This is a genomic window from Flavobacterium sp. PL002 (assembly GCF_054165825.1).
Genome location: NZ_CM135110.1, coordinates 3,429,607 through 3,451,128, shown reverse-complemented (window position 1 = coordinate 3,451,128; position 21,522 = coordinate 3,429,607). Strand labels below are relative to the sequence as shown.

The following is a 21,522-nucleotide window of genomic DNA, read 5'->3' as shown; positions in this document are numbered from 1 at the left end:
TATTTGTTTAAATAAAGCCTACTGATAAGTCTTGAAGATCTAGATCTTCAAGACTTATCAGTAGGCTACGAAAAAAATTTCTCTTATTTTTGGGTTACTAAGCACAAAAAAAAGATGTCACATTTAACGATTGAACAAAGATACGAAATTGCTACACTTCGTTCACAAGGATTTTCAATGAGTAAAATTGGAGAGGTTATAGGTAGAGATAAATCTGTAATTTCAAGAGAGCTATCCAGAAATTCCGATCAAAGAAATAAAGTTTATAAAGCTAAATTAGCCCAAAGTAAAGCCAGTATTCGACAGCATGAAAAAGCTAAGAAAATACGCTTTACTGAACAGATAAAAGCACATGTTATTCATCTTTTAGAAGAAGATTTCAGTCCTGAACAAATAGTAGGATATTGCAGTGATAAAAACTTTGAATGTGTTTCGATTGAAACAATTTATCAATTCATTTGGAGCGACAAAAAGAAAGGCGGACAACATTATAAGCACCTACGCACAAAAGGAAAGCGATATGCTAAAAGAGGGGCTTTAAAAGGCTCAAGAGGTATTATTAAAGATAGAGTTGGTATTGAAAACAGGCCGTTGGTTGTAGAAGAAAAGCAAAGAATTGGGGATTTAGAAATTGATTTGGTAATAGGTAAAAATCACAAAGGAGCTTTGTTAACAATAAATGATAGAGCATCAGGTGTGCTTAAAATGGCTAAAATAAACAGTAAGGAATCACAAGAAATTCAGGAGAAATTAATTGAATTATTAATGGATTGGAAACCCATTTTGCACACCATCACATCTGATAATGGGAAAGAGTTTGCAAACCATAAAAAAGTATCTGAAATACTAGAAATCTCATACTTTTTTGCCAACCCATATTGTAGTTGGGAAAGAGGTGCTAATGAAAATTTAAATGGTCTAGTAAGACAATATTTTCCAAAAAAATATAACTTTGATTTAATAACAGAAGAAGAGGTTTTAAGAGTAACAAATAAATTAAATAACAGACCCAGAAAAAGATTTGGTTTTAAAAGTCCAAATGAAATTTTTGAGCAAAAACTTAAACAATGTGCATGAGGTTGCATTTGTTAATTGAATCCACCATACTCTAAAATACCATAAAGGTTTTTTAAAGCTTTAATTTTATCATAAGCAACAAATTTTGTAGGTTTGGGGTCGGATTTAAAAAATTTTGTTCATGTATTTCCGTCCGTATTTGGCATAGAGGTAGAGGTATCGGCTTTGACGTATGCGTTTAAAGCTTTGAATAGAATGCAGCTCCATCAGCTAGATTTTTAATAAATTTCTATTCACAAATACATATTAAATTTCTTTCAAGTATAATTCTGGAAGTGCTTGATTTACTCTTAATTATTAATATAATATTTTTATTTCTAATTTTTTGATTGATTTTTATCTTCTCAATAATATGATTATTCTGCATGTCAATGTAATTTCCTTCTAATTTCCTTTTATGACAATTATAATCTTTAATCGAAATATATTTAGAACCAATTATTTGGTATCCTTTAATATTCAACTGTTTTAATTGTCCATTATGATAAAATTTATTTATATTAAAAATAGCATTATCCTCTATTCCATTTCTATAGTTGGTTATAAAATAATTATTATCATCAATATTGATTCTATATAAACCATCTAAAAAATCTCCGTTTTTTTTATTGACACTTAAAATATTAATTATTGGTTTAGTTTTAACATTAAAAATAGTGTCAGTTTTTTCAACAATATCATGTTGATTGAGAATAATAGTATCCTTTTCTACTTGACTAAAAGTAAAATTGGAAATTGAAAATAATAAAATTATTATTGATTTTTTCATAGTATTAATTCTAGATCTATATTGTCTTCTCTCATTTTTTTCCATTGCCACTTCCAAAATGTTACAACATTTTGGCTATAGTCCATTAAATTTTCAGTTGTAGCATATTCAAAAGAATGAACAGGAATAACAGGTCGACCATGATCTGTTGAAATATTTTGAAATGAATGAAATAACCCTAAAGTGTGAGCTGCTTCATGAACTAAAGTTTCTTTTCTCAATAATTTAGAAAACTTTGTCATCATTATATATCTACCTGTACTAAAAACATCATCCGAAAAATCATCCAAATAATCGACAGCTATACCCGCAGGAGGATTTGAGTATCTAATAATTATTGGTAAAAGAAAAACTGTAATGCCTATTTCTTCTGTATTTTCATTTGCATACATTTCGTGCAAACCAGCTAAAAATTCTTCCATATTGCAAGCAATTACATCAATATCTATTGAGGTAATTGCTTTTTTAATTCTATCTATACCTGTTCCACCAGAACTTGTACCAACACTAAAGTTTTTAAACTAAACCACTCTGCACTGAAAGTGCAGAGGTTTGTTTTACGAGGGACTGAAAGTCCCTCATCTTTTCATTCGAGAATGAAATTGGAATCATCATCTCCATCTTTTTTTCGATGATATTCCAAATATTCATTTACCATCTTATCTGTAAAGTTTCCTGTACTCCAAACTCCATAACCACTTGCCCAAAAGTGTTGCCCCCAATATCGTGCTTTGATTTCTGGAAATTCCATTTGAAGTTTTCTTGAAGTTCTTCCTTTGAAACTTTTCAAAATTGAATTAACATTTTGTATTGCAGCATACTCTATATGCATATGAACATGGTCCGAACTCACAACTTCTTTTAAAATATCAATTCCTTCAGCTTCACATATCTGAATCAAAAGTTCACGTAATCGCTTTTGAACATCTCACTTCAAAACTTTGAACCTATATTTAGTAAACCAAACAACATGACACGTTAAGCTACTTACTGTGTGAGAACCTTTTCTTAAATCTCTACTTATAAACTAAAAATAAAGATTTTTTCGCAATACTAAAGTTCTGAAATAAATTGCAGGGTTTTAAACCCCAAGCTGTGACCAATAAAGTTTCATTTTTTTTATATTTTCTATTTAATTAAGTAGAAAATGTTTCGTTATCTCCATTATAAAAATTTTCATATTTAACATGAGTTTTATAATCTATATTTTTTACTTCTCCAGTATCTGAATCAACGCTTATTCCTTTTAACTCTGTTTCTCTTTTTGATGAAAAACTTGTTGTAAAAATATATTTTTTATCAATTATGAAAAATAACCAATGAGTAACAGGGACTTGATGTTTACTCGTAATTTCTTTTTGTATAGCCCAAGCTTCTTCTTTTTTTATAGTTGCATTTTTCTCAAAATTCTCAAATTCTTTTGTCCCATATCTAATAATTTTATGGCCATCGATATAATTTATTTTTGGACTACAACTAGATATAAAAATGAGTAGTATTATTATGATATTTTTAAACCTCATGATTGTAATTCTTTAATAGTATTTTTAATAATTTCAGAGATAATATTCAAGGCATCATTTTCGTCTTTATCGCTATGCAGTAAGGTTATTTTATTACTATCTTCTATATTTAAAAAAATGCTTCTAATGATTTCGTAAGTGAAAAATTTTAAATATAAATTTAGAGAACCTAAATAATTTGAAGTATTATCTTTCAAACAATTAAATCCATTTAGTATTCCAGTGCTAGTAGTATCTATATCCTTATCACTTATTGCATATCTATCTAAAGATTTTTGCATTTTAAACCATTGAAAAGCCATAAAACTTTTTCTTGGAGGAGGATTTCCAGATAAATAATCCATGATATTTTCTAAAGTCTCTGTCATTGGAATTTGTAAATCATTTACTTGCCCTGCTTTTAAAAAGGTATGCCCAAGATTAAAATTATGTCCTATTTCATGGGCGCAAGTCATAAAATCACTTGTTCCAGATTTTGAAACGATAAAACCCCTAGTATTAAGATAACCTAATGCAATAGAATCATCTACACTTTCTAAGTTACTACACATAAATCCAATAAGGTAATTTATTTTAGATTCTTTAATAAAACCAATGATGTTGTTTATTAATCTATTGTATCTTTTTTGTTTTTCATCATTTGTACCATCCTTTGTTTTGATAATTTCTTCTAAACTTTCTGTTGTTTTTATTAGTGGATAGTCTTTTTTTGATTTGTCTTTTACTTTTATTTTTTTTAGTTCAACTTCAATTTCATTCATTAATTTTAATGCAATTCCCTCATAAAATTTATAACTGGCAATTTCAAGAACGTTATCAAAATTAGTTATTTGGTTTGTAGCATTTATACTGTTAGATACTATATTAGAGTTAACAATAGGCTCTTTGCTATCTGTTACTCTTAATGCATCATTTGGTTTTAGATGTAAGGTGTATTGATTTTTACTTTTTACAATATTAATACCTGCCTGATTAAATGCTTTTTCATTCAAATTTTTTACAAATTTTGAATAGTCGGTTGAAGATGCTATTGTAGAATTATAAATTACATCTATAAAAATAAAATTTGGTTCATATTGTTTATTTGGCAAAATATTACATTTCCCTATAACAGTTGTAACACCTTCTTTTTCAATGGTTATTGATAATATGGTTGCGATTGCAATATTTACAGATGCACTTGTTGTAATTGTTATTGGTTTAATTTCTTCTGATTTATTAAATGATACGTCTTGAGTGTAGTTATCAATTCCTGTTGCATCAGATAGTGTTATTTTTGCAGAAACGCCCGTATTATCTGGACATAAATATTTTGCATAAAAAGTTATTGTTTTACCTTTTATAACCAATAAATTAGGAATGAAATACTTATAATTTGTTGAAGAACTACTATTTACAAGAGTAAACTCATTATCAATAAATTTACTTTTTCCTTTTTTATTTTTTAATTCTAAAGATAGTTGATTGTCAATTTCAAAATTATCTTCTAATTTATGCCCTGTTGCAACTCCTCCTTCGTATATTTTTGTGTCACTTCCATATAAATCTGGTCTATAATAATCAAAACCAAATGATTGTGCATATTTTAAATCTTCTAATGGCTTAAATTGTTCTACACCGTTTATTTTAATTTTATCTCTTTTATCTCTTTTCGGGAAACCTTGTGCTTGTGTTTCTGATCTAAAAAATAAAACTAATTCTTCTCCAGAAGAGGTAGTTTCTTCAACCTCTCTCTCTTTTCTTTCTGTTGGTTCATAATCATTATAGCTAATTCCCATCTACTTTAATTTTTTTTATACCGTTAAACACTAACTCATCGTTTGTAGCTTCGATAATTACTTTCTTGGCAGTCACTGTAAAGTTTCCTGCAAAAATAACATCGGCTTTTTTTATTATTACGTGTATGTTTTTAGCTTGTTTATTAATAGCCATACTATTTTTTCGTTTTAATGATTCACTGATTTTTCACCACTATTCAATTGTACCATTGTTTTACTCTTTAAAAGCATATCTTCTTCGGAGCTATGTGCGGTAAATTTTTTAGAGAATAAATCTGCCGTTTCTCCTGCCCCTCTATTGTAATTATTCTCTACTATTTCCGACTTATTATTAGCACTTTCCGTAAAATCACCTACCGCCGTTTGAGTAATATCTTGTCCCGCTGTTTGAGTAATATCTTTATTGGCTGAGTTAATCACGCTTTCCCCAGCACTTACCGAAACATTCTTCCCTGCGGTAATATTTACATCCTCTCCAGCATTCAAAGTAAAATTCTTAGGCGCATTCACACTTATATTTCCTTGACCGTCCATTTGCCAAGTATTTCCAGAAGGATCCTCGATTAAAATACTACCCTCACTGTCGTTCATGATAATTTTAGTTCCTGATCGGGTGTGAATGGCTTTTACATTGTTCTCACCATCAGCATACCCACTAGATTCACTACCGTTGTATTGACTACCTAAAACGTAAGGGTTCTGGGCATTATTGCCTTCAAATCCTACTAAAACTTCTTCGCCTATTTCGGGGATGAAATAAAATCCTTTTCCAGCACCTGAGTGCGGCTGTATCATGCGCATCCACTCGCTAGTGGTGCTGCCACTTGCCCAGTTGAAGGATACTTTTACGCGTCCTAATCCTTCTGGATCGTTGTTGTCTTTTACTTTGGCGGGTTGCGTATCTGCTTTGGCGTAAACATGCACATTAGTGTAATGCGGTGCGGCTACATCTGCTGGGATGGCCTTGAACTCACATGCATAATTCCCATGTACTTTAGAGTGGTGGGTGGCTTCTATAACAATCAGTTCATGCTCTACCGTTTGGTTTGTTATTGTAAATACCTGTCCTATTCCTAACGGAAAATACGAAATCCCACTATAATACACACTGTTAGCATCACTACCTGCTGTTTGTAAGGTGGTCATTTCATCTATCTCCTCTTTATTTTGAGCATTGGTCGTGTAAGCACCTACTGTTAAGTCTGATTGCGCTACTGTTCCTTGATTATAGCCTACAATAGAGGCAAAACTATCCTTACTTCCTGTGGCGGTTCTTGCTGCTGAGCTGCGGGTATTGGCTGCACTATTATAATCATATCCTGCCAACGAAATTTTATGTGCTGACATGTTTGTCTGGATCTTAAAACTATGTAATGATGCCCCGTTGATGAGTTTTATATTACTGGTTTTAGTCTGTCCAAACTGCATGCGCATTCCATCAAAATAAAACCATTGGCCGTAACGAGTTGCTAATCTTTTTAAGAAATCAAAACTGGTCTCATTATATTGAGCCATGTATTTGAACTCCTTGAGATAGGTAGCTTTTATTGAATCTCTTTGATAAAATTCCCCTGGACCTTCGGCAAAAATCCCCAAAGCAATATCGTCCATTCCGCGTTCTAAGAAGGTTCTTGATTTTTTCATGTCGTCTAGAACGATACTGTGACTTATTCCTTTTACATGTAATCCTACAGGGCTACCATGTAGATCTACAGAGGAAAGTTCCGTAATGATCCCTTTGCTCATTAACTTAATGCCAGTAAGACTCTTGAAGGTAAAAATTACTTCATCCCCTAGATAGCTTCGTAAAGCTTTGGCTTGATCTGCAGGTTTGATGATTGCTTTACCAGTGTATTGCCAAACGAATGAAAAATGATGATGATCAGCCATTTTTTGCGATAGCTCTAAATCATAATATACAACATTCTGGGTAAAACTCCCGATAGTTATTTGTACTTGGTCTGAAAAATGTCCCATAATTACATACGTGTTTTTAAGTAAACTTTACAATTTAGTCTAAAGCGATCCAGTTATTAGAGAACGTTGCGTCTCCAAATGTGATTTCCTTAGCTACTAACTCCATGGTGATCTTCATCGGTATATCAGTAGTGCTCGTAAATTGCTCATCATAACTAATACAAAATGCTTTGGTAAACGTAAGCTCTTTCATTTTGCTTAAAGCATCGCGTCTATAAAAAACAATTTTTCCGTCTTTTGTCAAATCCCCATTAAGCATCCATGCTAAAAAATGGCTGTTTTGACTCGCTTCTATTATCATTTTCACAACGCCACCTTTGGCATTTCCTGTAGGCTTGCTTGTAGTGTCTACTTCTTGTTTAAAATTGATGTTAAATTCTAAAACATTAAATTCTTCTCCGTCTATATGTAATTTTGATAAAAAACTCATGGTAAAAATATTAGATTGTTAAAAAAATAAAAACAGTGCAGCTTTGCAACTATCTTATGAAAATTTAAGCTTATTTAAAACAAAAAAAGGAAGCCCAATTACTGGACTTCCTTACTAGTTTCAAGCTTAATAAAGTTTGATAAAGTCCAAAGGATTATACCCAAGCATTATCAAATTCTCCTCCACCCATCGAGATTTTACGTGCAGAGATCATAAATGTTTCCGTTAACGGAGTTGCACTGTTGTGATCAAAGTTTTCTTTGTACTTAACCATGTAAGCTTCTGTAAACTTTAGTTCTTTTAAAGTAGCATTAGAATCACGCTTGATGAATTTTACTGACCCGTCTTTTCTTTCGAAATTGTTTGTCATCCATTCGAACAATTCTGTACCACCTGTAGACTCTACTTCAATCATTACTCTTCCTCCACGTGTAACCGTAGATGGACGTCCTGAAGCGTCTGTCTCTTGAGCTAAATCATAACTCACGTTTAATACTTTGTAATCTTTTCCTGCAACTGTTAATGATGTTAAAAACGACATAATTGTAAAATTTTAATTATTAATTTATTTATTTATACCGTAAATGTAATTATAAAAACAATACAAACACCTTTTTTTTAACCAAATTTTACTTATTAATTTAAACTTAAACTGTAATCCCTTTAAACATCAGCCCTGACGCCAATTTAATTATAATCAATTACTTATAAGATAAGGGACCTACAAAAAAATATCCTCTAAAATCAAAAGCCCTGTTGGTACTTTTTATAGTGGCTTCTATAATAATATCAACCTTTTTTTTAGACCTACTAACATCATCTACCAAATACATTTTTTCAGATAATTCTACTTTAAGTTCATTTAGCTTAATTCTTTTTTCATGAAAAAGTAACGCTTGCCTCATTGTTTTAGAAATAATTTCTTTTAATGTATTTTCATTCATTAGTAAATCAAAATCGATTTCCCATATTTTAGAGCCAAAAGTTTCGTCAAATTTACATTCGCCAAAGGTTGTAGTTGCCAATAAAATTACTTGTTGTGCAATAGAGTGCTCAATAGAAGTTTTTTCTAATTCTTTTTTTTGAATTACGCTATTAAAATCTATGGGCAGTTTATAAAAAGCTCCTTTCATTCGTTAGTTTTTTAAATATAAATTAACCTGTCTATATGGCCTTCTTTGTTTGTTTCCATACTTCTAGAAACTTGTTTTCTCTTAATTATGTTTAATGTGACTTTTGGAGTCAGTTTTAAAAATTTTTCTCGATATAAAATATCACCTATAAACCGTTGTCCTTTTTTTTCGTCAACAATAATAAAATAACTAGTTCCTTTTTTTACTTTAAGTGTATTGATATCCCCAGCAAAGATTTGAATATTTTGTCCTTCCTTTTGAAAAGTGTAAGTAAGCTGTTCCTGATTTAACGTTCGGTATTTAGAAATATCAAATGTTTCAATATTCTCATATAATGGCTCAAAAGGGATGTTATCAAATAGAAAATTTTTGGGCGCTAAGAACTTTAATCCTAAAAAACTCCACAATCCTTTTTTAGTTGTTTGTTCCCTGTAAAAGAAGGTGTCACGTGTTACCTTATACACTTCTTTTTCATTGCTCCTATCATCAGTAATAATCATTTGATAAGTAGGCACTTCAATTTCAGCTGGTATCTCTGCTCCTTCAAAATGAGTTTTTAAATTAACTGATCCAACTTGTTGTTCAGAAATAGTTATGGTAATGGTGTGCTTTTTTAAAGCAGTATCTGTGCGAACAATAATCTTACCTTCTCCACTTCCTGAGTAGAATACAGAGCCATCATTGTCAGTGAGTCCTAATGATAAATTTAATTCGGGAAATGGCATATTTAGATTTTTAAATAAATTAAGTTTCGATTTTTATACGTTTATAAATACTTTTAAAGTACCTATTACTTTTTTTTCTTTATTTTATATAATTTTAGACATTGTAAATACACTTTAATATTCTGATTATCAATTTCATTTGGATTAAATTCATAATCTTTATTGAAGGTGTAAAATCTAATCGTGTTGATATCGTTATTCATTAATTTCTTAATGTCTCTTCTTCTAAGTTGTAAGGCAGCAGTTCCGTCACAGTTTACTGCAAATGAATTTTTTAAAACATACTTATCTCCATTTTTAAAATAAAGTTCAAGCGGTTGTTTTTGTTTTACACAAACGTTTTCTGAGAAAATTTTAAAATATAGAAAGAGTTTTCTTTTTCTTTTACCAAGTTGAAAAACAGCATATTCATAATCTTCGTTAAAAACGCGAAATAAAAGTGGTGCTGCACTAGCAAAAGGTTTTCCTGATAGTAATAATTCACTTTGTGAAATAGAACAATTTAAAGTATCAACAGGATTAACTTTTTGAGCATTTATATTATTTGTAATTGAAAATAATATAATTAAAACTACTATTTTAAGTGCGTTCATGGGATTTGAATTATTTGGTTTGATCATTCAAAAGATCAATGTTTTGTGTAAAAAAGGAAACACAGGTTAATGTGCTTCCTTTTTAAATTACTCTATAATTATTATTTTTGTTCGTAATCTGTATCCCATTCTGTTCCATCGTCACCTTTGTGACCATCCATTTTTATAAGGAAGTTTTTAGCTGGAAAATAAGGCTTCATATGGATATCCATATATATTCTATCTTTCTGAATTGGATCTTGTTCGAATCTACGAATTTCAAAATTTTCAATCAATTTATCCGGACCTGTAATACCATCAAGGAAACTAACGATCTGGTTCATGATATCTTTACGTGTTTTTGCAGTAAAGTTTTCAAATGCACGACGGTTAAGGAAATCCATTAATACTTTAGTAACATAGTCAAAAACACGTACTACTGAATATGTTTGTAATCCTAGGTTATCTCCACTAAATAATGTTTTTGCTGAAAAGGCCATTACTTTTCCATACTCGTTTACCATAGGAACTAATCCTAAGTTTTCAAGATTTGCAATTTCACTTTTCTTAAGGTCAAATTTTACACCGTCAACTTCATTTATACCACCAAACTTTTTACCCGCAGTAACTTGAGACATTAATGTTTTGTAGATTTTTCCAGCAAGTGCTGCAGATGGTGCAATGTGTAAATCATCACTCTCCCCTATTTGATCAAATCTACCACGACCTACTAACCAGTTACACGTCATGATAACGTTAGAACGGTGTATTTCACCACCTGTTAATGCAGCTGCATCAAACATTTCCATAACATCATCTGGCTCATCAAGGTGTTCAAAATCAGTAACTAACATGACTTTGTTTTCGTGAGCAATTTTAGCCCATTTCTCGATTACCTTATTAGAACCCAAATACCCTGGAATTACAAGAATACCGTAGTTGTTTTTAAGATCTAAACGGTCGTAATTATTTACCAATTCTGAGTGAATTGTATCAATAAAACGAGTATTATCAAGGTCTTTTAATTGCTCTAAATCTGCATTTACTATCGTAACATTTTTAACTTTATCCGTTTCGGTGTTTTTGAAAAACAAAGCTACAGTTCTATATGCTGCTTCTATTTCTCTTGTATCTTCAACTGCTTTAATTAAGTTCTTTTTTAATAAAGCTTCAGACTCTTTGCATTTATCTTCACTTACAGCAACCATATCAGTCAAAGCCTCATTATTGCTTAATACAGCAACCCAAAGTTCTAATGTCTTTTTTAGAATTTCTCTTTCTTTGGCTTTGTTTACTTCACCAAGGAAAATTTTTCTTCTTGCTTTTCTATCAGGATTAAGATTTTGAATTCCTTCAATTGACATTTCTAATAAATCAAACCCACCATACTTAGCTAGTTTTTCAATATTTTTTTCAATTGACCCTCCGGCAACTTTACGATCTACTACAGCAGTATCGACCTCATTACTCTTATATGCTTCTTTATTTGACATATTATATATCTTTAAATTTCTTATTTATTATCTTTTAACTCATTGATTAGCGTACCTAGACTTTCTAATAAAGCTTTTTTAGCTTCGCCGTCTTCTAGTGCAGCTTTTAAAATTTTATTCGATTTTAATTGACGAATAATTTTTTGATACTGATCTTTTTCTGTTTCTAGATCTGATAAAAAACTACTTTGTGAAGTAATTCCTTTAATTCCAAAATCTCCTAAATTTTTAAAATTTAAAGCTTCTACTTTAGTCGCTCCATCAACATTTTCAAAGTTTACTTTGACTACTGGTTTAAAATGTTCAAAAGCTTTTTCGATACTTGTAATTCCTTCTACTAGTTCCGGTTTTACAGGTGCATCAACAGTCAATTTTTGAGCAATAAGTGTTCTGTTTTGAGGGATTGCAGAGATTGCTTCATCTGCATCTAATTTTACTTCATTACCTCCAATTCCATAATTTGATAACATAATTTTAAATTTAAATGGTTTTTATTATTTTAATTGTTTTGTATTCTTATTTTACATTATTGATTTTGATAAATCTGACGACAGATATCTAAATCCCTACTTACTTTTCCTAACTCTTCTTTATAAGTCTTTGCAGATTGATTCAAACTATCAATCAAATGGGAATTATGAGTAAGACTTCTAATTTGCTTCTTGTAATCAATAATATTCTTGTATGCTAATATTACATTGTTATATAATTTTTTATTATCCGTTGTATCTTTTGGTATTTTTTGATACATATTAGCGATCATCACATTCGCTAGACGTTGTTGAAAATCATTATCTACTTTTGGTGAGTTAATAGAGTCAATAGTAGTTCTAATACTATCAATTTTTACTGAAAAACTAGTTTGATAATCATATTCACGTTTCATTCTTTGATTCTCTGCCTTTAACATTTTGTTTTCTGCCATTGGCATATAAAAATTAAAAGATACTGCAATTAACATAACTGAAAATGTGAGGATAAATGCAATAAGAAAAGCTACAAATGCTTTCTGACGTTCTTGTTTGTTTAATACTTCCATAATTTTATTACTCTATTTTTATTAATCTTTTATAAAGAAACCATGACGTTTCGGGTTATGTACAATATCTTTTTTATCAGTTTCAGCAACAAATAGCTCTATGTTTTCTTTTTTCTTACCTATGTAATCTAGTTTGCTTAATGTCTCAAATAACCTTTCGATTCTATCTAATGCATTCATGGTAAGAGTAGCCGTTTTATCTATATGTACATGATCATAACCTGTATTGATTAAAGATGTAAACAGCGTTTCAAAATCCCCTTGTGAAATATCACACCATTCAGCAAAATAATTTAACAACTCCTCTTTACCTGCTCCAGATTTTGAATCGATAAAGTTTTTCATCACTCTAGCAAATGAAACTACAGTACTCAACATTGCCGCTGGATGCTGGTGCAATGAAAACCAACGGAACTGGGTAAGAATACTTCCTAAATAATATCCAGTATTATCTGCTAATTGCATTACGGTATGGGCTAATAAACCAGATTGTTGAATTCGGTTTATTTTTTGAGAAATCTGTACTGAATAAATCTCTATTTGACCAAAAGAACGTGCAATTTGCGCCTGCATGTCTACTAATTTAGGATGACAAGCGACCGTAATAGACGAAGGAATGTAATCCTCATCAAGAACAGTTGTGTCTCCTATTCGTACTTTACCTATTGCTAAGTAAAAGCCGCCATACCCTATTCCTGAACGAAATTCTTCAGCTTTAATTAAGTGCAATTTATATTCTGGTTGTGTGTAAGGATATCTTGGTGGAACTTCATCTGGATCTGGCTCTCCAAAAGGGATCCTTTTTTTAGAATTAACTGATATACAAGCTAATAAAACCAATTCCTCTCCTTCTTTTATCTCATAAACCTCTTCAGGATAGGCTACTTGAAGATCTAATGTATCAGTATTACTCTTACTAATTTCAATTCTTGAACCATTGGGAGTAATTGCATGACATTCTTCTACCCTTACACGAAGTAATTTATGATTATCAATTCCTAGGGTAATTTTTGTAGCTCCCTTATTTTTATTACCAGAGTCTAATAACCCATAACTCATAGGAGTGGTATGAATCCCTATAGCATCATTCACTAATTCAGATACATTATCCTGCATCGATAAAAAATGAGTTTTATTTATCTTCATCCCATCAATCCAGTTCACGGGAAAATGATTTAATTTTTCTATCATATTTAATTATTTTATTTCAAATGAGGTTTTAATTGTATGTATTACATTTTGTTTTTAACGCGGCTTATGGCATTATCATATACTGTGTTTTCCTTATATTCTTTTGCCAATTTATAATAATTTAGCGCCTCTTCTAAGTCATTATCATTCTCAAAAATTTTAGCGATATTGTAGTAAGCGCTAGCTTTAGTTGTGTTTATTGAATTTCCAGAAGCGTAGGTTATCGCTTTTCTATTTGAATAAATAGCTTCGGCTTTATACCCTTTCTTTATATACATTAATCCTAAATTACCATAAGCTTGTCCAAATATTGGATTGTAATCTATAGCTTGCTTATAGTAATTTAAAGCGCCATCAATATCTTTAGCTTGGTAAGCTAAATCACCTTTTTTATTTAAAAGAAGTGCTGTTTTTTTATCTTCATTACTAACATAAACATCTTCTTCATTATCTTCATTAGAAGTTTCTATTCCTACCTCCTCGACAGTTTTAGAAATAACATTGTTTATATCTATTATTTCACCATTTTCATTTATTTTAAATAAATTCCACACATTACCTATTTTATTTTTAGGTATGTAATACGTTTTTACTAATGATTGTCCCACATACACAAAAACTTTGGCTCCACTTGCTGATAATTTATTGGAACTTAAATTTTCTTTATTTGAATAATCATGTACAAAATAGTGGTATGTTTCTCCAAATTTTTTCTTATCAATGGTAATTGTTTCAGGACCATAACTATCCGTATCATCGACATCTAGATTTGACGAAGAACCTTTTTTGCTCTGAAAAAAAACATGGTTATTTGGGAATTTCAAATGGGAATCTAAATCACTTGGATATTTACCCCAGTTCAAAACAATTCTCATTCCGTCTAAATTTTTCATAACTGGACTCAAAGCATAGGTCAAATCATTACAAGGACATTTGACAACTAAACTGGAATAATTTAGTTTTTTAATAATTAATAACGTATTTGAGTCATCTTGGAACCCACCGTTGATTGTTACTTTACCTTGGTTATTCGTTTTAACTTTAGTAGATGATTGCCCATTACGTTGCACCATAACCTCGGCATTATCAATTACTTTGTCTTTCTCTACTGCAGATAATACTTGAATGGAAATATTTTGTCCATTAGAATTTTGTATTACTGATAAAAACAAAAAAAGCATTAAAAATTGTATTCTCATTGTTATTATAATTTAAATTAATCCTAGTTAGCTTGTTAAAAATTTTAATCCAAAAATAAAAGACTTTACCGTCCTTTGAAACTTAGTAACGTTATATAATTGTATTATTTTAGTTTGAATAGTGGCTTTTTAAGAGCTATTAATATTTTTATTTTTGTCCTTAATTACCCTATTACATAATCTTTTATTCTTAATTTTAAATAAAAAAGAATTAGATTATTCTTCTGAATTAGTTCCACCCACATACACTTTCTCTATATAATTTTTTAACTTTTTAAAATTAAAATAATTATTCTCTTTCAAAAATGATTTATAATTAGGATCGTTAATTACGTTAGATTTAACATGACTAACAATACCTATTCTTAACTCTTTTTCATAAAGGAAAGCGATGTATTTTTCTGGATCATTATAATTTTTTGGCTCATCTCTAATTTTCTGAATTATATTAGAAAAACTATTATAACCATTAGCTTTTTTTATATCAGTAAATCCATCTGTTGCTCCTTCATAAATTAATTGTTCGATATCATCTAAAATGCTTTTCCGTAATACAAACTTTTTTAATTTAATATCATTTGTAAAAATTAAATCATGAAATAAATCGCTATTATTGAAATCGAAATTTTTAAAAACTAACTTTACTAATTCTTTGTCTGAATTATAGCCATATAGTAAAACCAAATCTATTAATTGTTTTTTATTCTTTATCTGCAACCACCTAAATGCTTCTCTGTCTCCATAAAATACATAAGAATTATAATAGAATTCTAAATCATCATTTATAATTCTATGTTCAGTTTTAGGATCTTCTATTAAAACAAATTTCTCGTCTTTTATTGCAATTTCAGTAAACATAGCCGGTCTCAGAACAACAACTTTATTTTTAAAGTCATATACATTTATATTAAAAACTTGCATCAATTTATCTTTAAACTTTTGCTCTTCAGGAAATTTAAAATTTTTAGTTTGAAGAATTGTTTTTACATCACTTATATAATTTGAAGAAAGCGTATCATACTTATATTGACTACCGTTACTAATATGCCTTTTATTATAAGGCGCTTCATCTAAATTCGTTACCATTTTAGTGTTTTCAAAATACTGTTCATGACTATTATCAATAGTACTACTTTCAATATTTTTTTTATCTGCTTTATTATTACAAGAAATCAACATAACTAAAAGCGCTACTATAATTATTGTGTTTTTCATTTTCATTAAATTTAAAATCTTTATGCTTTTTTCTTTGCAGCAAGCTCAAATGATTTAAATAATTTACATTTATATATCTCTTTTAGCTTTATATTTTATCTTTTTCAAAACTCATAGCGCATCGTTCATAAATGACACGCTATTGTTTGCTTTTAAAACTTTTTTATCAATATGTCAATGAACTCTGCTTTATTTTTAAAATCCTTTGCGGGTTGTTTTATATAGTCTATTTTACTATATATTAAAATTTAAGCTATCCATTAAGTAATACTGTATTGTAGCCATCCAATAGTTTCTATTAACGATATGATTTTGAAATAAATTTTCCTTTATCAAACTTCTTTATTACATCTACTGGACCTTCAGGAGAAAAATACCAATCACCATCCTTTAATCCATTAATATAATTACCATTTTCAATTATAATTTTATCGTACTCTGATGAGTATCTTACTTCTACCCAAGGGCCAATTTTAAGATGATCAGTTGTTTTTCCCTTAAGTTCATACTCATAAAACAAATTTCCCATCAATATTTTTTTATCCCCCCATTTTCTATCAACACTGACAGAGTCAAAATAATCTAAAAACATCCCATCCTTCACCTGAAAATCTAAATTTTCGGATGAAGTGGGACTTTTAAAGGTAATTTTAACTCTATCTCCCATAATTTGGGCGTTTCTTGATTGATTTTCTTCAGATCGTAGTTGTTCGTAGACTAACAAACTATTATATTCAATATCCAACGATTCATTAACCAAGAGAATACTTTCATAATTACCATCTTCATAATCTATATTTATAAAATAAGATTTAAACTCCATGCGATTGATTATGAATTTTTTATAATTATAAAATTGCAATAAAGTATCATTGTCAGAATCGAAAATATCCCACATATAAGGTTTCATAACTTCTCTGCTAAGAGCATTCTTCAATGTGGTTTTTAATTGTAATATCTTATTTTTGTCTTCAATTTTTTCCCCAATAGCAATTTTATCTACGGAATTGATCAAATAATTATCTTGAATGGTGTCTGCTACCTTTATTTCTTTATTGGATGAAATAGTTGGAATTGAGACGGTGTCTGATTTGCAATTTTGAAATTGAATTAAAAAAAGCAGATATAAAAAATGTTTCATATTAAATTTCTTTTAATATTAATTTTTGCCCAACCATTCTTTTTTTTTTCTATAATCATCATTCCATATCTTAATTAACTTTTAGCCTTTTGGTTTTGTTTGTCTTAATTTATTTAAAAAATCATCAGTAACATCTACAAAATTTAAAATACTAAAATCCTTAATTCCCCAAGTTTTTGAAGGTATTACTCTTTCGTGTTCCGCTTTATCAAAGTACGTTTCCCCGTACTTATGGAGTACTATTTTGTTTCCAATTACTTTAAAAGTGGTATAAGTTGATATTTCAATGTAATCGGAACAGATTTGATTTTCAATTGTGAAATAGTTGTCCTTAAATACTATTGTATTGAATCCCTCAGTAGCACAGTTGAAATTATTTTTGGGTATTATCAAATCATTGGCACTCCAATTTTGGTAAATATTATTAGGAAATCCTCTTTTTATTTCCATTGAAAGACCAAAATGTTTTTTTTCAAACTCTCCTTTCTCTTCATTATTTGTATAAAGTATGATTTTATCTTTTATCCCGTCTTGATCTAGATCATAGTCATAGAAACATACTATATTTTTATTCTCGTTAAATTTCAAAACTTTATCAAAAGAAAATAATTCTGGAAATAGTTTTAAAAAATAATTATTATCATGATATGGAGGAAGCGTATCTACTTTTATTCGTTTTATTAAACTCCATTCATTATTAGTTTGATCTAATAGGTAAATATTTGCAATACTATTATCTTTAGTGTATAAACTCTCTTGCGAACAAGCTCCATTTAGTTCTAAATATTCTTTGTTAATTTGGTATCTAAAAATATTATATAAATTATAATTATTCTTTAAAAGTTTAACAATATGTTTGTTTTCTGTATCCATATCATCATATTCATACTTGTATATTTTTAAATATTTATCAGTCCAGAAAACTCTTAGCGTATCTTTTTTAGGTATAAAATGTAAAGTGAAATATCCCTCGCTTACACAATCAAGGTAATTTATAATTGGATGGTCTGATAAATTAGAGCCGTCAATATTTAGTTGATAACCTGTTTTATATTTTTCATTTAGATAATCAACATTTTGCAAATCATTACTATCCTTTTTTATTTCTTTGGCTACTTTAGTTTTGTTTTGCCCATTGCAAGAGCTTAGAACTAGACTAAATATTAATATTTTAAAAATTAATTTCATCTTATTAAATTTTATTACCATTATCATCAAATTTTGTCTTCATATAATCTTCCGCTTTTAATCTATAACTTCCTAAATAATAAAAATTGTTTGAGCCTTCTCCTTTTGTTGCCGCTTCTATATGACAATGCCAGTTTTCTTTTTCAATTCCACGCCCAGCAACTCCATTTGGTAGTCCACTATAAGAGGCATTACCTGTACTACCTGATTTAGCTACTTTTTGTCCATGTTTCACTTTAGCTCCTTCAATTACATAAATTTCGTCTAAGTGACAATATAAAATAAAAATCTCTTTGCCATCTTTGTCTTTAGATTTTATCATCAAAGTATTTCCAAGACTGCTAGCTCTATATTCATTTGTTTCAAATGTATCTACAATTTTACCAACTGTACCACACATTAGAGAATGCACATCTTTATATTCTGGGCCAGATAATATGTCTACCCCTTTATGACCACGAGTAGTGTTATAGCCGTATCTGTTATTGTTTTTTCCTCCATTATCACTACTTATTTCTGGATTATCCCATACATCAGCATAATTAAAGCATTGTGAACTATCATCTGTACAACTACCTGCATCTTTTTGACAATCAGTTACCTTAAAAATAGGTACCATATTTTGTAGATGCCCCCACCTTGAATCTCTAGTATTTGTTCCACTATTTATTATGTCAACAATAGCATCTAGATTTGGTCTTAATACCCCATCTTCTGCTTTTTTTTGACAACGATACTCCTTCCAATATGCCATACTAGCTACTGTTCCTTCATCAAGATTGTTGATATTGTTTGCATCTATAATTTTTCCGTATTCTGGATAATCACTCGTAATTCTTCTATTAATATTTGTGTATTTTCTTTTATATGTGATTTGTATAATTCCTCTTCCTCTATATTTCCAGCCATCTCCACTTGTTACATCTCCATTATCCTCTTTGTGCGCATACGCGATATTTGCAATCATTTGCACATTTGCAGAATGCTGCGTTAAATTATGTCTATTATATGTACTTCTTAAAAAAGAAATATTGTTACTATCAATTCTACCGTAACTAAAAGCTAGATCATTAGGAGGGCCATTTTGTAATCCTGTTGTGCTAAATCGTGAATAATGTTCAGTAAGTTTTTCAACGGCATAATTTAGCCCTTCTCCATCTTTTATATTAATACTTGTCCCAACCTCTTCTAGAACTTGAGCAAAGAAATGAGCTTTTTGTTGACAGGTATTTAATCCAAATTTGCTATTCGCTAAATTAAAAGTATTCATTAATTGTTCTTTCTTCTCTCTTGTGGCATTTGTAAATATTTTGTCTAATTCTACCATTGTTAATATTCCACATCTAGGGCATTTTCCTTTACCAATCACAAAATACTCTCCATCTCTTTTCATGAATTCCTCTTCATATTTCTGACTATCGCCTTGGCATTCGGCTTTGAGCCAAAGGTTTTCGGCTTGGATTTTGTAAGTGTCAAAACTAATGATGTCACCACTGCTATAAGTTTTACTTTGTAAAACTTTTTCTACATCGTCAGCAAAAGCTGTTTTTCCGTCTGCAATTTTTGTATTGCCTTGTTTGCCTTCTTTTGCATTTTTTAGTATAATTCTGGCTAATTCCTTTTTGTTGTTATCAGTAATAGTTGTTCTTTCACTTTTAAAAGTATAACTATACGTACCTTCTTTTTTTCCTTTGAGGAGTTTCTCTTTCCATTTTGTTAAATCCTCATCGGCTTTTGGGCGCAATTTGATCTTAATTTTAGCTATGTCATTTTCAACCGTAGCTTTTAGTGTGGTGAGTTCAGCGCCGTTTTCTTTAGCTTCTACAACGTTTACATCGGCATCGGCATCGACTACAATAGCTTCTTTTTCTTTTATTGTAATCGATACTTCTTTACCATCCAATAAATAGGTTTTGGCTACTACAAATACTTCTTCTTCTAGGGGAGCACTATTAATTTTTTTGTATTCAGCTCCTAATTTGTACAAATTAAAGGTTATCGTAGTATCTTTTGCATACGATTCTGCAGTAAGTGCACTTTTAATATCATCCAGTTTGGCATATTTCTTATTTGCTTTTACTTGTATATCAACCTTACTCTTAATGATCCCTGCAATTTTATTCTTATCGTATTCTATGTTATCACTGGCAAATTTATACTCATAGTTGCCATCTAACTCTATTGTTTGTTTTGTAAATTCTTCTTTAGCAAAATAAGCTTCAAGAATCCCTTCTATTTTCACAACTTCTTCAACAGTAACTTCTTCAACAGTAACAGTACCAACTCTTAAAGGAGTAGTGTTAGTTGGTCTTTCAAACACCGGTATTACCTGTTTGTTTTTTATGGTAAAAGAAAGAATATTTTCCTTTCCACTTGCATCAGTAATGTGTTTCCCCGTTATATCAGATATTTTTATATAGAAACTCTCTAAATCAGCAATTAGTAATTCTCCTGGTAAGAGTCCAACTCCAAAAGGAATGGAAAAATTAATGCCTATCGTAGAAAATTTGGCATCCACTATTGTACCGTTAATACATTTTGCTTTTACTGTTTTGATACTATCTGATTTTTTTTCACTGTATAATTCTACTGTAAGGATATCCCCGTTTAATCCTTCGGTCTCTATTGTGAAAAATAAATTGTGACCATAATTTATTTCACTAGTATCTACAGCTCCACTACTTTTGCTCCAAGATGCTTTCGTAATTTTTTCTTCACATTTCCCGTAAACATGTAAACCTGTGTTGCTTCGGTCATGCGCACCATACAAACTAGCTTCTATATAAAAAGCATAGGAACCGCATAATTTTTTAGGAAAAGTTACACCATAAGGTTCAGATACCGGTTTTCTTGTTTTTTTTAAAATGTTTCTTTTTTTCTGATCCATCAATAGCCAAGTAAGCTCTCGCCTTTTTTCCTCTTCGGTTGTATCATTGTACCATTCTCCTACTATAAATTGAGCTTCTTTATTTGGTACAATACAAAGTATCTTATCTGGACTACTGTACTCGGTTAAAGCACCGCCATTAACAATCCATTTTATTTTTTTAACTCCCTTTTCCATTTATATGC

General features: G+C 30.0%; 21 protein-coding genes and 1 pseudogene. 1 reads left to right on the top strand and 21 read right to left on the bottom strand.

Features of this window, described 5'->3' with window-relative positions; genetic code table 11:
* The first annotated feature begins 114 nt into the window (after window positions 1–114).
* Complete coding sequence (locus ACVEGE_RS14995) at window positions 115–1,077, top strand: IS30 family transposase (RefSeq protein ID WP_173857104.1); 963 nt, start codon at window positions 115–117, stop codon at window positions 1,075–1,077.
* Window positions 1,078–1,306: 229 nt separating this feature from the next.
* Here ACVEGE_RS14995 and ACVEGE_RS14990 read toward each other — a convergent pair whose 3' ends face one another.
* From ACVEGE_RS14990 to ACVEGE_RS14890, 21 genes and pseudogenes are all read right to left on the bottom strand, one after another.
* Entirely contained in the window at window positions 1,307–1,846 is a 540-nt protein-coding gene (locus ACVEGE_RS14990) for a hypothetical protein (protein WP_192501893.1), read from the bottom strand.
* Window positions 1,843–2,268 (bottom strand): zinc metalloprotease, encoded by a 426-nt coding sequence (locus tag ACVEGE_RS14985; protein WP_192501892.1) that lies wholly within the window; start codon window positions 2,266–2,268, stop codon window positions 1,843–1,845. Before ACVEGE_RS14985 ends, ACVEGE_RS14990 begins: the two co-directional genes overlap by 4 nt.
* Window positions 2,269–2,432: 164 nt before the next feature.
* Window positions 2,433–2,870 (bottom strand): annotated as a pseudogene (gene tnpA, locus ACVEGE_RS14980) (IS200/IS605 family transposase).
* A 112-nt stretch (window positions 2,871–2,982) separates the two neighbouring features.
* Window positions 2,983–3,369: a hypothetical protein gene (locus tag ACVEGE_RS14975; RefSeq protein ID WP_192501891.1), complete on the bottom strand. Its 387-nt coding sequence runs from the start codon at window positions 3,367–3,369 to the stop codon at window positions 2,983–2,985.
* Window positions 3,366–5,147 carry a reprolysin-like metallopeptidase gene (locus ACVEGE_RS14970; protein WP_192501890.1) on the bottom strand — a complete coding sequence of 594 codons (1,782 nt, stop codon included), beginning with the start codon at window positions 5,145–5,147 and terminating at the stop codon, window positions 3,366–3,368. The genes ACVEGE_RS14975 and ACVEGE_RS14970 overlap by 4 nt, the downstream gene beginning before the upstream one ends.
* On the bottom strand, window positions 5,137–5,301 hold the full coding sequence (locus ACVEGE_RS14965) for a hypothetical protein (RefSeq protein ID WP_192501889.1): 165 nt from the start codon (window positions 5,299–5,301) through the stop codon (window positions 5,137–5,139). The genes ACVEGE_RS14970 and ACVEGE_RS14965 overlap by 11 nt, the downstream gene beginning before the upstream one ends.
* Window positions 5,302–5,315: 14 nt before the next feature.
* Window positions 5,316–7,124: a type VI secretion system Vgr family protein gene (locus tag ACVEGE_RS14960; protein ID WP_192501888.1), complete on the bottom strand. Its 1,809-nt coding sequence runs from the start codon at window positions 7,122–7,124 to the stop codon at window positions 5,316–5,318.
* Between the two features lie 34 nt (window positions 7,125–7,158).
* The gene (gene tssD / locus ACVEGE_RS14955) at window positions 7,159–7,554 is read right to left on the bottom strand and encodes a type VI secretion system tube protein TssD (RefSeq protein WP_458008564.1); all 396 of its coding nucleotides are present in this window, start codon (window positions 7,552–7,554) and stop codon (window positions 7,159–7,161) included.
* A gap of 154 nt (window positions 7,555–7,708) precedes the next feature.
* The gene (gene tssD / locus ACVEGE_RS14950) at window positions 7,709–8,095 is read right to left on the bottom strand and encodes a type VI secretion system tube protein TssD (RefSeq protein WP_173856872.1); all 387 of its coding nucleotides are present in this window, start codon (window positions 8,093–8,095) and stop codon (window positions 7,709–7,711) included.
* Between the two features lie 160 nt (window positions 8,096–8,255).
* Window positions 8,256–8,687, bottom strand: a complete 432-nt coding sequence (locus ACVEGE_RS14945; RefSeq protein WP_173856871.1) for a GPW/gp25 family protein — start codon at window positions 8,685–8,687, stop codon at window positions 8,256–8,258.
* 11 nt (window positions 8,688–8,698) lie between these two features.
* The gene (locus ACVEGE_RS14940; protein WP_192501946.1) at window positions 8,699–9,412 is read right to left on the bottom strand and encodes a hypothetical protein; all 714 of its coding nucleotides are present in this window, start codon (window positions 9,410–9,412) and stop codon (window positions 8,699–8,701) included.
* A gap of 65 nt (window positions 9,413–9,477) precedes the next feature.
* On the bottom strand, window positions 9,478–10,032 hold the full coding sequence (locus ACVEGE_RS14935) for a hypothetical protein (protein WP_458008563.1): 555 nt from the start codon (window positions 10,030–10,032) through the stop codon (window positions 9,478–9,480).
* 74 nt (window positions 10,033–10,106) lie between these two features.
* Window positions 10,107–11,477 (bottom strand): DUF5458 family protein, encoded by a 1,371-nt coding sequence (locus ACVEGE_RS14930; RefSeq protein ID WP_173856868.1) that lies wholly within the window; start codon window positions 11,475–11,477, stop codon window positions 10,107–10,109.
* Window positions 11,478–11,497: 20 nt separating this feature from the next.
* Entirely contained in the window at window positions 11,498–11,947 is a 450-nt protein-coding gene (locus tag ACVEGE_RS14925; protein ID WP_173856867.1) for a hypothetical protein, read from the bottom strand.
* A gap of 56 nt (window positions 11,948–12,003) precedes the next feature.
* Window positions 12,004–12,516: a type VI secretion system TssO gene (tssO, locus tag ACVEGE_RS14920; RefSeq protein ID WP_173856866.1), complete on the bottom strand. Its 513-nt coding sequence runs from the start codon at window positions 12,514–12,516 to the stop codon at window positions 12,004–12,006.
* Window positions 12,517–12,537: 21 nt separating this feature from the next.
* Complete coding sequence (locus ACVEGE_RS14915) at window positions 12,538–13,707, bottom strand: hypothetical protein (protein WP_192501945.1); 1,170 nt, start codon at window positions 13,705–13,707, stop codon at window positions 12,538–12,540.
* A 41-nt stretch (window positions 13,708–13,748) separates the two neighbouring features.
* Window positions 13,749–14,906, bottom strand: coding sequence for a tetratricopeptide repeat protein (locus tag ACVEGE_RS14910; RefSeq protein ID WP_192501944.1), 1,158 nt, complete (start codon window positions 14,904–14,906; stop codon window positions 13,749–13,751).
* 216 nt (window positions 14,907–15,122) lie between these two features.
* Window positions 15,123–16,121: a hypothetical protein gene (locus ACVEGE_RS14905; protein WP_192501943.1), complete on the bottom strand. Its 999-nt coding sequence runs from the start codon at window positions 16,119–16,121 to the stop codon at window positions 15,123–15,125.
* A gap of 298 nt (window positions 16,122–16,419) precedes the next feature.
* A complete protein-coding gene (locus ACVEGE_RS14900) occupies window positions 16,420–17,262 on the bottom strand; it encodes a hypothetical protein (RefSeq protein WP_192501942.1) in 843 nt (280 codons plus the stop codon).
* Between the two features lie 81 nt (window positions 17,263–17,343).
* Window positions 17,344–18,450 (bottom strand): hypothetical protein, encoded by a 1,107-nt coding sequence (locus tag ACVEGE_RS14895; RefSeq protein ID WP_192501941.1) that lies wholly within the window; start codon window positions 18,448–18,450, stop codon window positions 17,344–17,346.
* A gap of 4 nt (window positions 18,451–18,454) precedes the next feature.
* Window positions 18,455–21,514, bottom strand: coding sequence for a peptidoglycan DD-metalloendopeptidase family protein (locus ACVEGE_RS14890; protein ID WP_192501940.1), 3,060 nt, complete (start codon window positions 21,512–21,514; stop codon window positions 18,455–18,457).
* Window positions 21,515–21,522: the final 8 nt, after the last annotated feature.

Coding starts and splice junctions, on each gene's coding strand:
- ACVEGE_RS14965 (WP_192501889.1), bottom strand. CDS start 5,301: ATGGCTATTAATAAACAAGCTAAAAACATACACGTAATAATAAAAAAA.
- ACVEGE_RS14905 (WP_192501943.1), bottom strand. CDS start 16,121: ATGAAAAACACAATAATTATAGTAGCGCTTTTAGTTATGTTGATTTCT.
- ACVEGE_RS14945 (WP_173856871.1), bottom strand. CDS start 8,687: ATGAAAGGAGCTTTTTATAAACTGCCCATAGATTTTAATAGCGTAATT.
- tssD (WP_458008564.1), bottom strand. CDS start 7,554: ATGAGTTTTTTATCAAAATTACATATAGACGGAGAAGAATTTAATGTT.
- ACVEGE_RS14910 (WP_192501944.1), bottom strand. CDS start 14,906: ATGAGAATACAATTTTTAATGCTTTTTTTGTTTTTATCAGTAATACAA.
- ACVEGE_RS14915 (WP_192501945.1), bottom strand. CDS start 13,707: ATGATAGAAAAATTAAATCATTTTCCCGTGAACTGGATTGATGGGATG.
- ACVEGE_RS14970 (WP_192501890.1), bottom strand. CDS start 5,147: ATGGGAATTAGCTATAATGATTATGAACCAACAGAAAGAAAAGAGAGA.
- tssO (WP_173856866.1), bottom strand. CDS start 12,516: ATGGAAGTATTAAACAAACAAGAACGTCAGAAAGCATTTGTAGCTTTT.
- ACVEGE_RS14940 (WP_192501946.1), bottom strand. CDS start 9,412: ATGCCATTTCCCGAATTAAATTTATCATTAGGACTCACTGACAATGAT.
- ACVEGE_RS14890 (WP_192501940.1), bottom strand. CDS start 21,514: ATGGAAAAGGGAGTTAAAAAAATAAAATGGATTGTTAATGGCGGTGCT.
- ACVEGE_RS14935 (WP_458008563.1), bottom strand. CDS start 10,032: ATGATCAAACCAAATAATTCAAATCCCATGAACGCACTTAAAATAGTA.
- ACVEGE_RS14995 (WP_173857104.1), top strand. CDS start 115: ATGTCACATTTAACGATTGAACAAAGATACGAAATTGCTACACTTCGT.
- tssD (WP_173856872.1), bottom strand. CDS start 8,095: ATGTCGTTTTTAACATCATTAACAGTTGCAGGAAAAGATTACAAAGTA.
- ACVEGE_RS14985 (WP_192501892.1), bottom strand. CDS start 2,268: ATGGAAGAATTTTTAGCTGGTTTGCACGAAATGTATGCAAATGAAAAT.
- ACVEGE_RS14895 (WP_192501941.1), bottom strand. CDS start 18,450: ATGAAATTAATTTTTAAAATATTAATATTTAGTCTAGTTCTAAGCTCT.
- ACVEGE_RS14990 (WP_192501893.1), bottom strand. CDS start 1,846: ATGAAAAAATCAATAATAATTTTATTATTTTCAATTTCCAATTTTACT.
- ACVEGE_RS14930 (WP_173856868.1), bottom strand. CDS start 11,477: ATGTCAAATAAAGAAGCATATAAGAGTAATGAGGTCGATACTGCTGTA.
- ACVEGE_RS14900 (WP_192501942.1), bottom strand. CDS start 17,262: ATGAAACATTTTTTATATCTGCTTTTTTTAATTCAATTTCAAAATTGC.
- ACVEGE_RS14960 (WP_192501888.1), bottom strand. CDS start 7,124: ATGGGACATTTTTCAGACCAAGTACAAATAACTATCGGGAGTTTTACC.
- ACVEGE_RS14975 (WP_192501891.1), bottom strand. CDS start 3,369: ATGAGGTTTAAAAATATCATAATAATACTACTCATTTTTATATCTAGT.
- ACVEGE_RS14925 (WP_173856867.1), bottom strand. CDS start 11,947: ATGTTATCAAATTATGGAATTGGAGGTAATGAAGTAAAATTAGATGCA.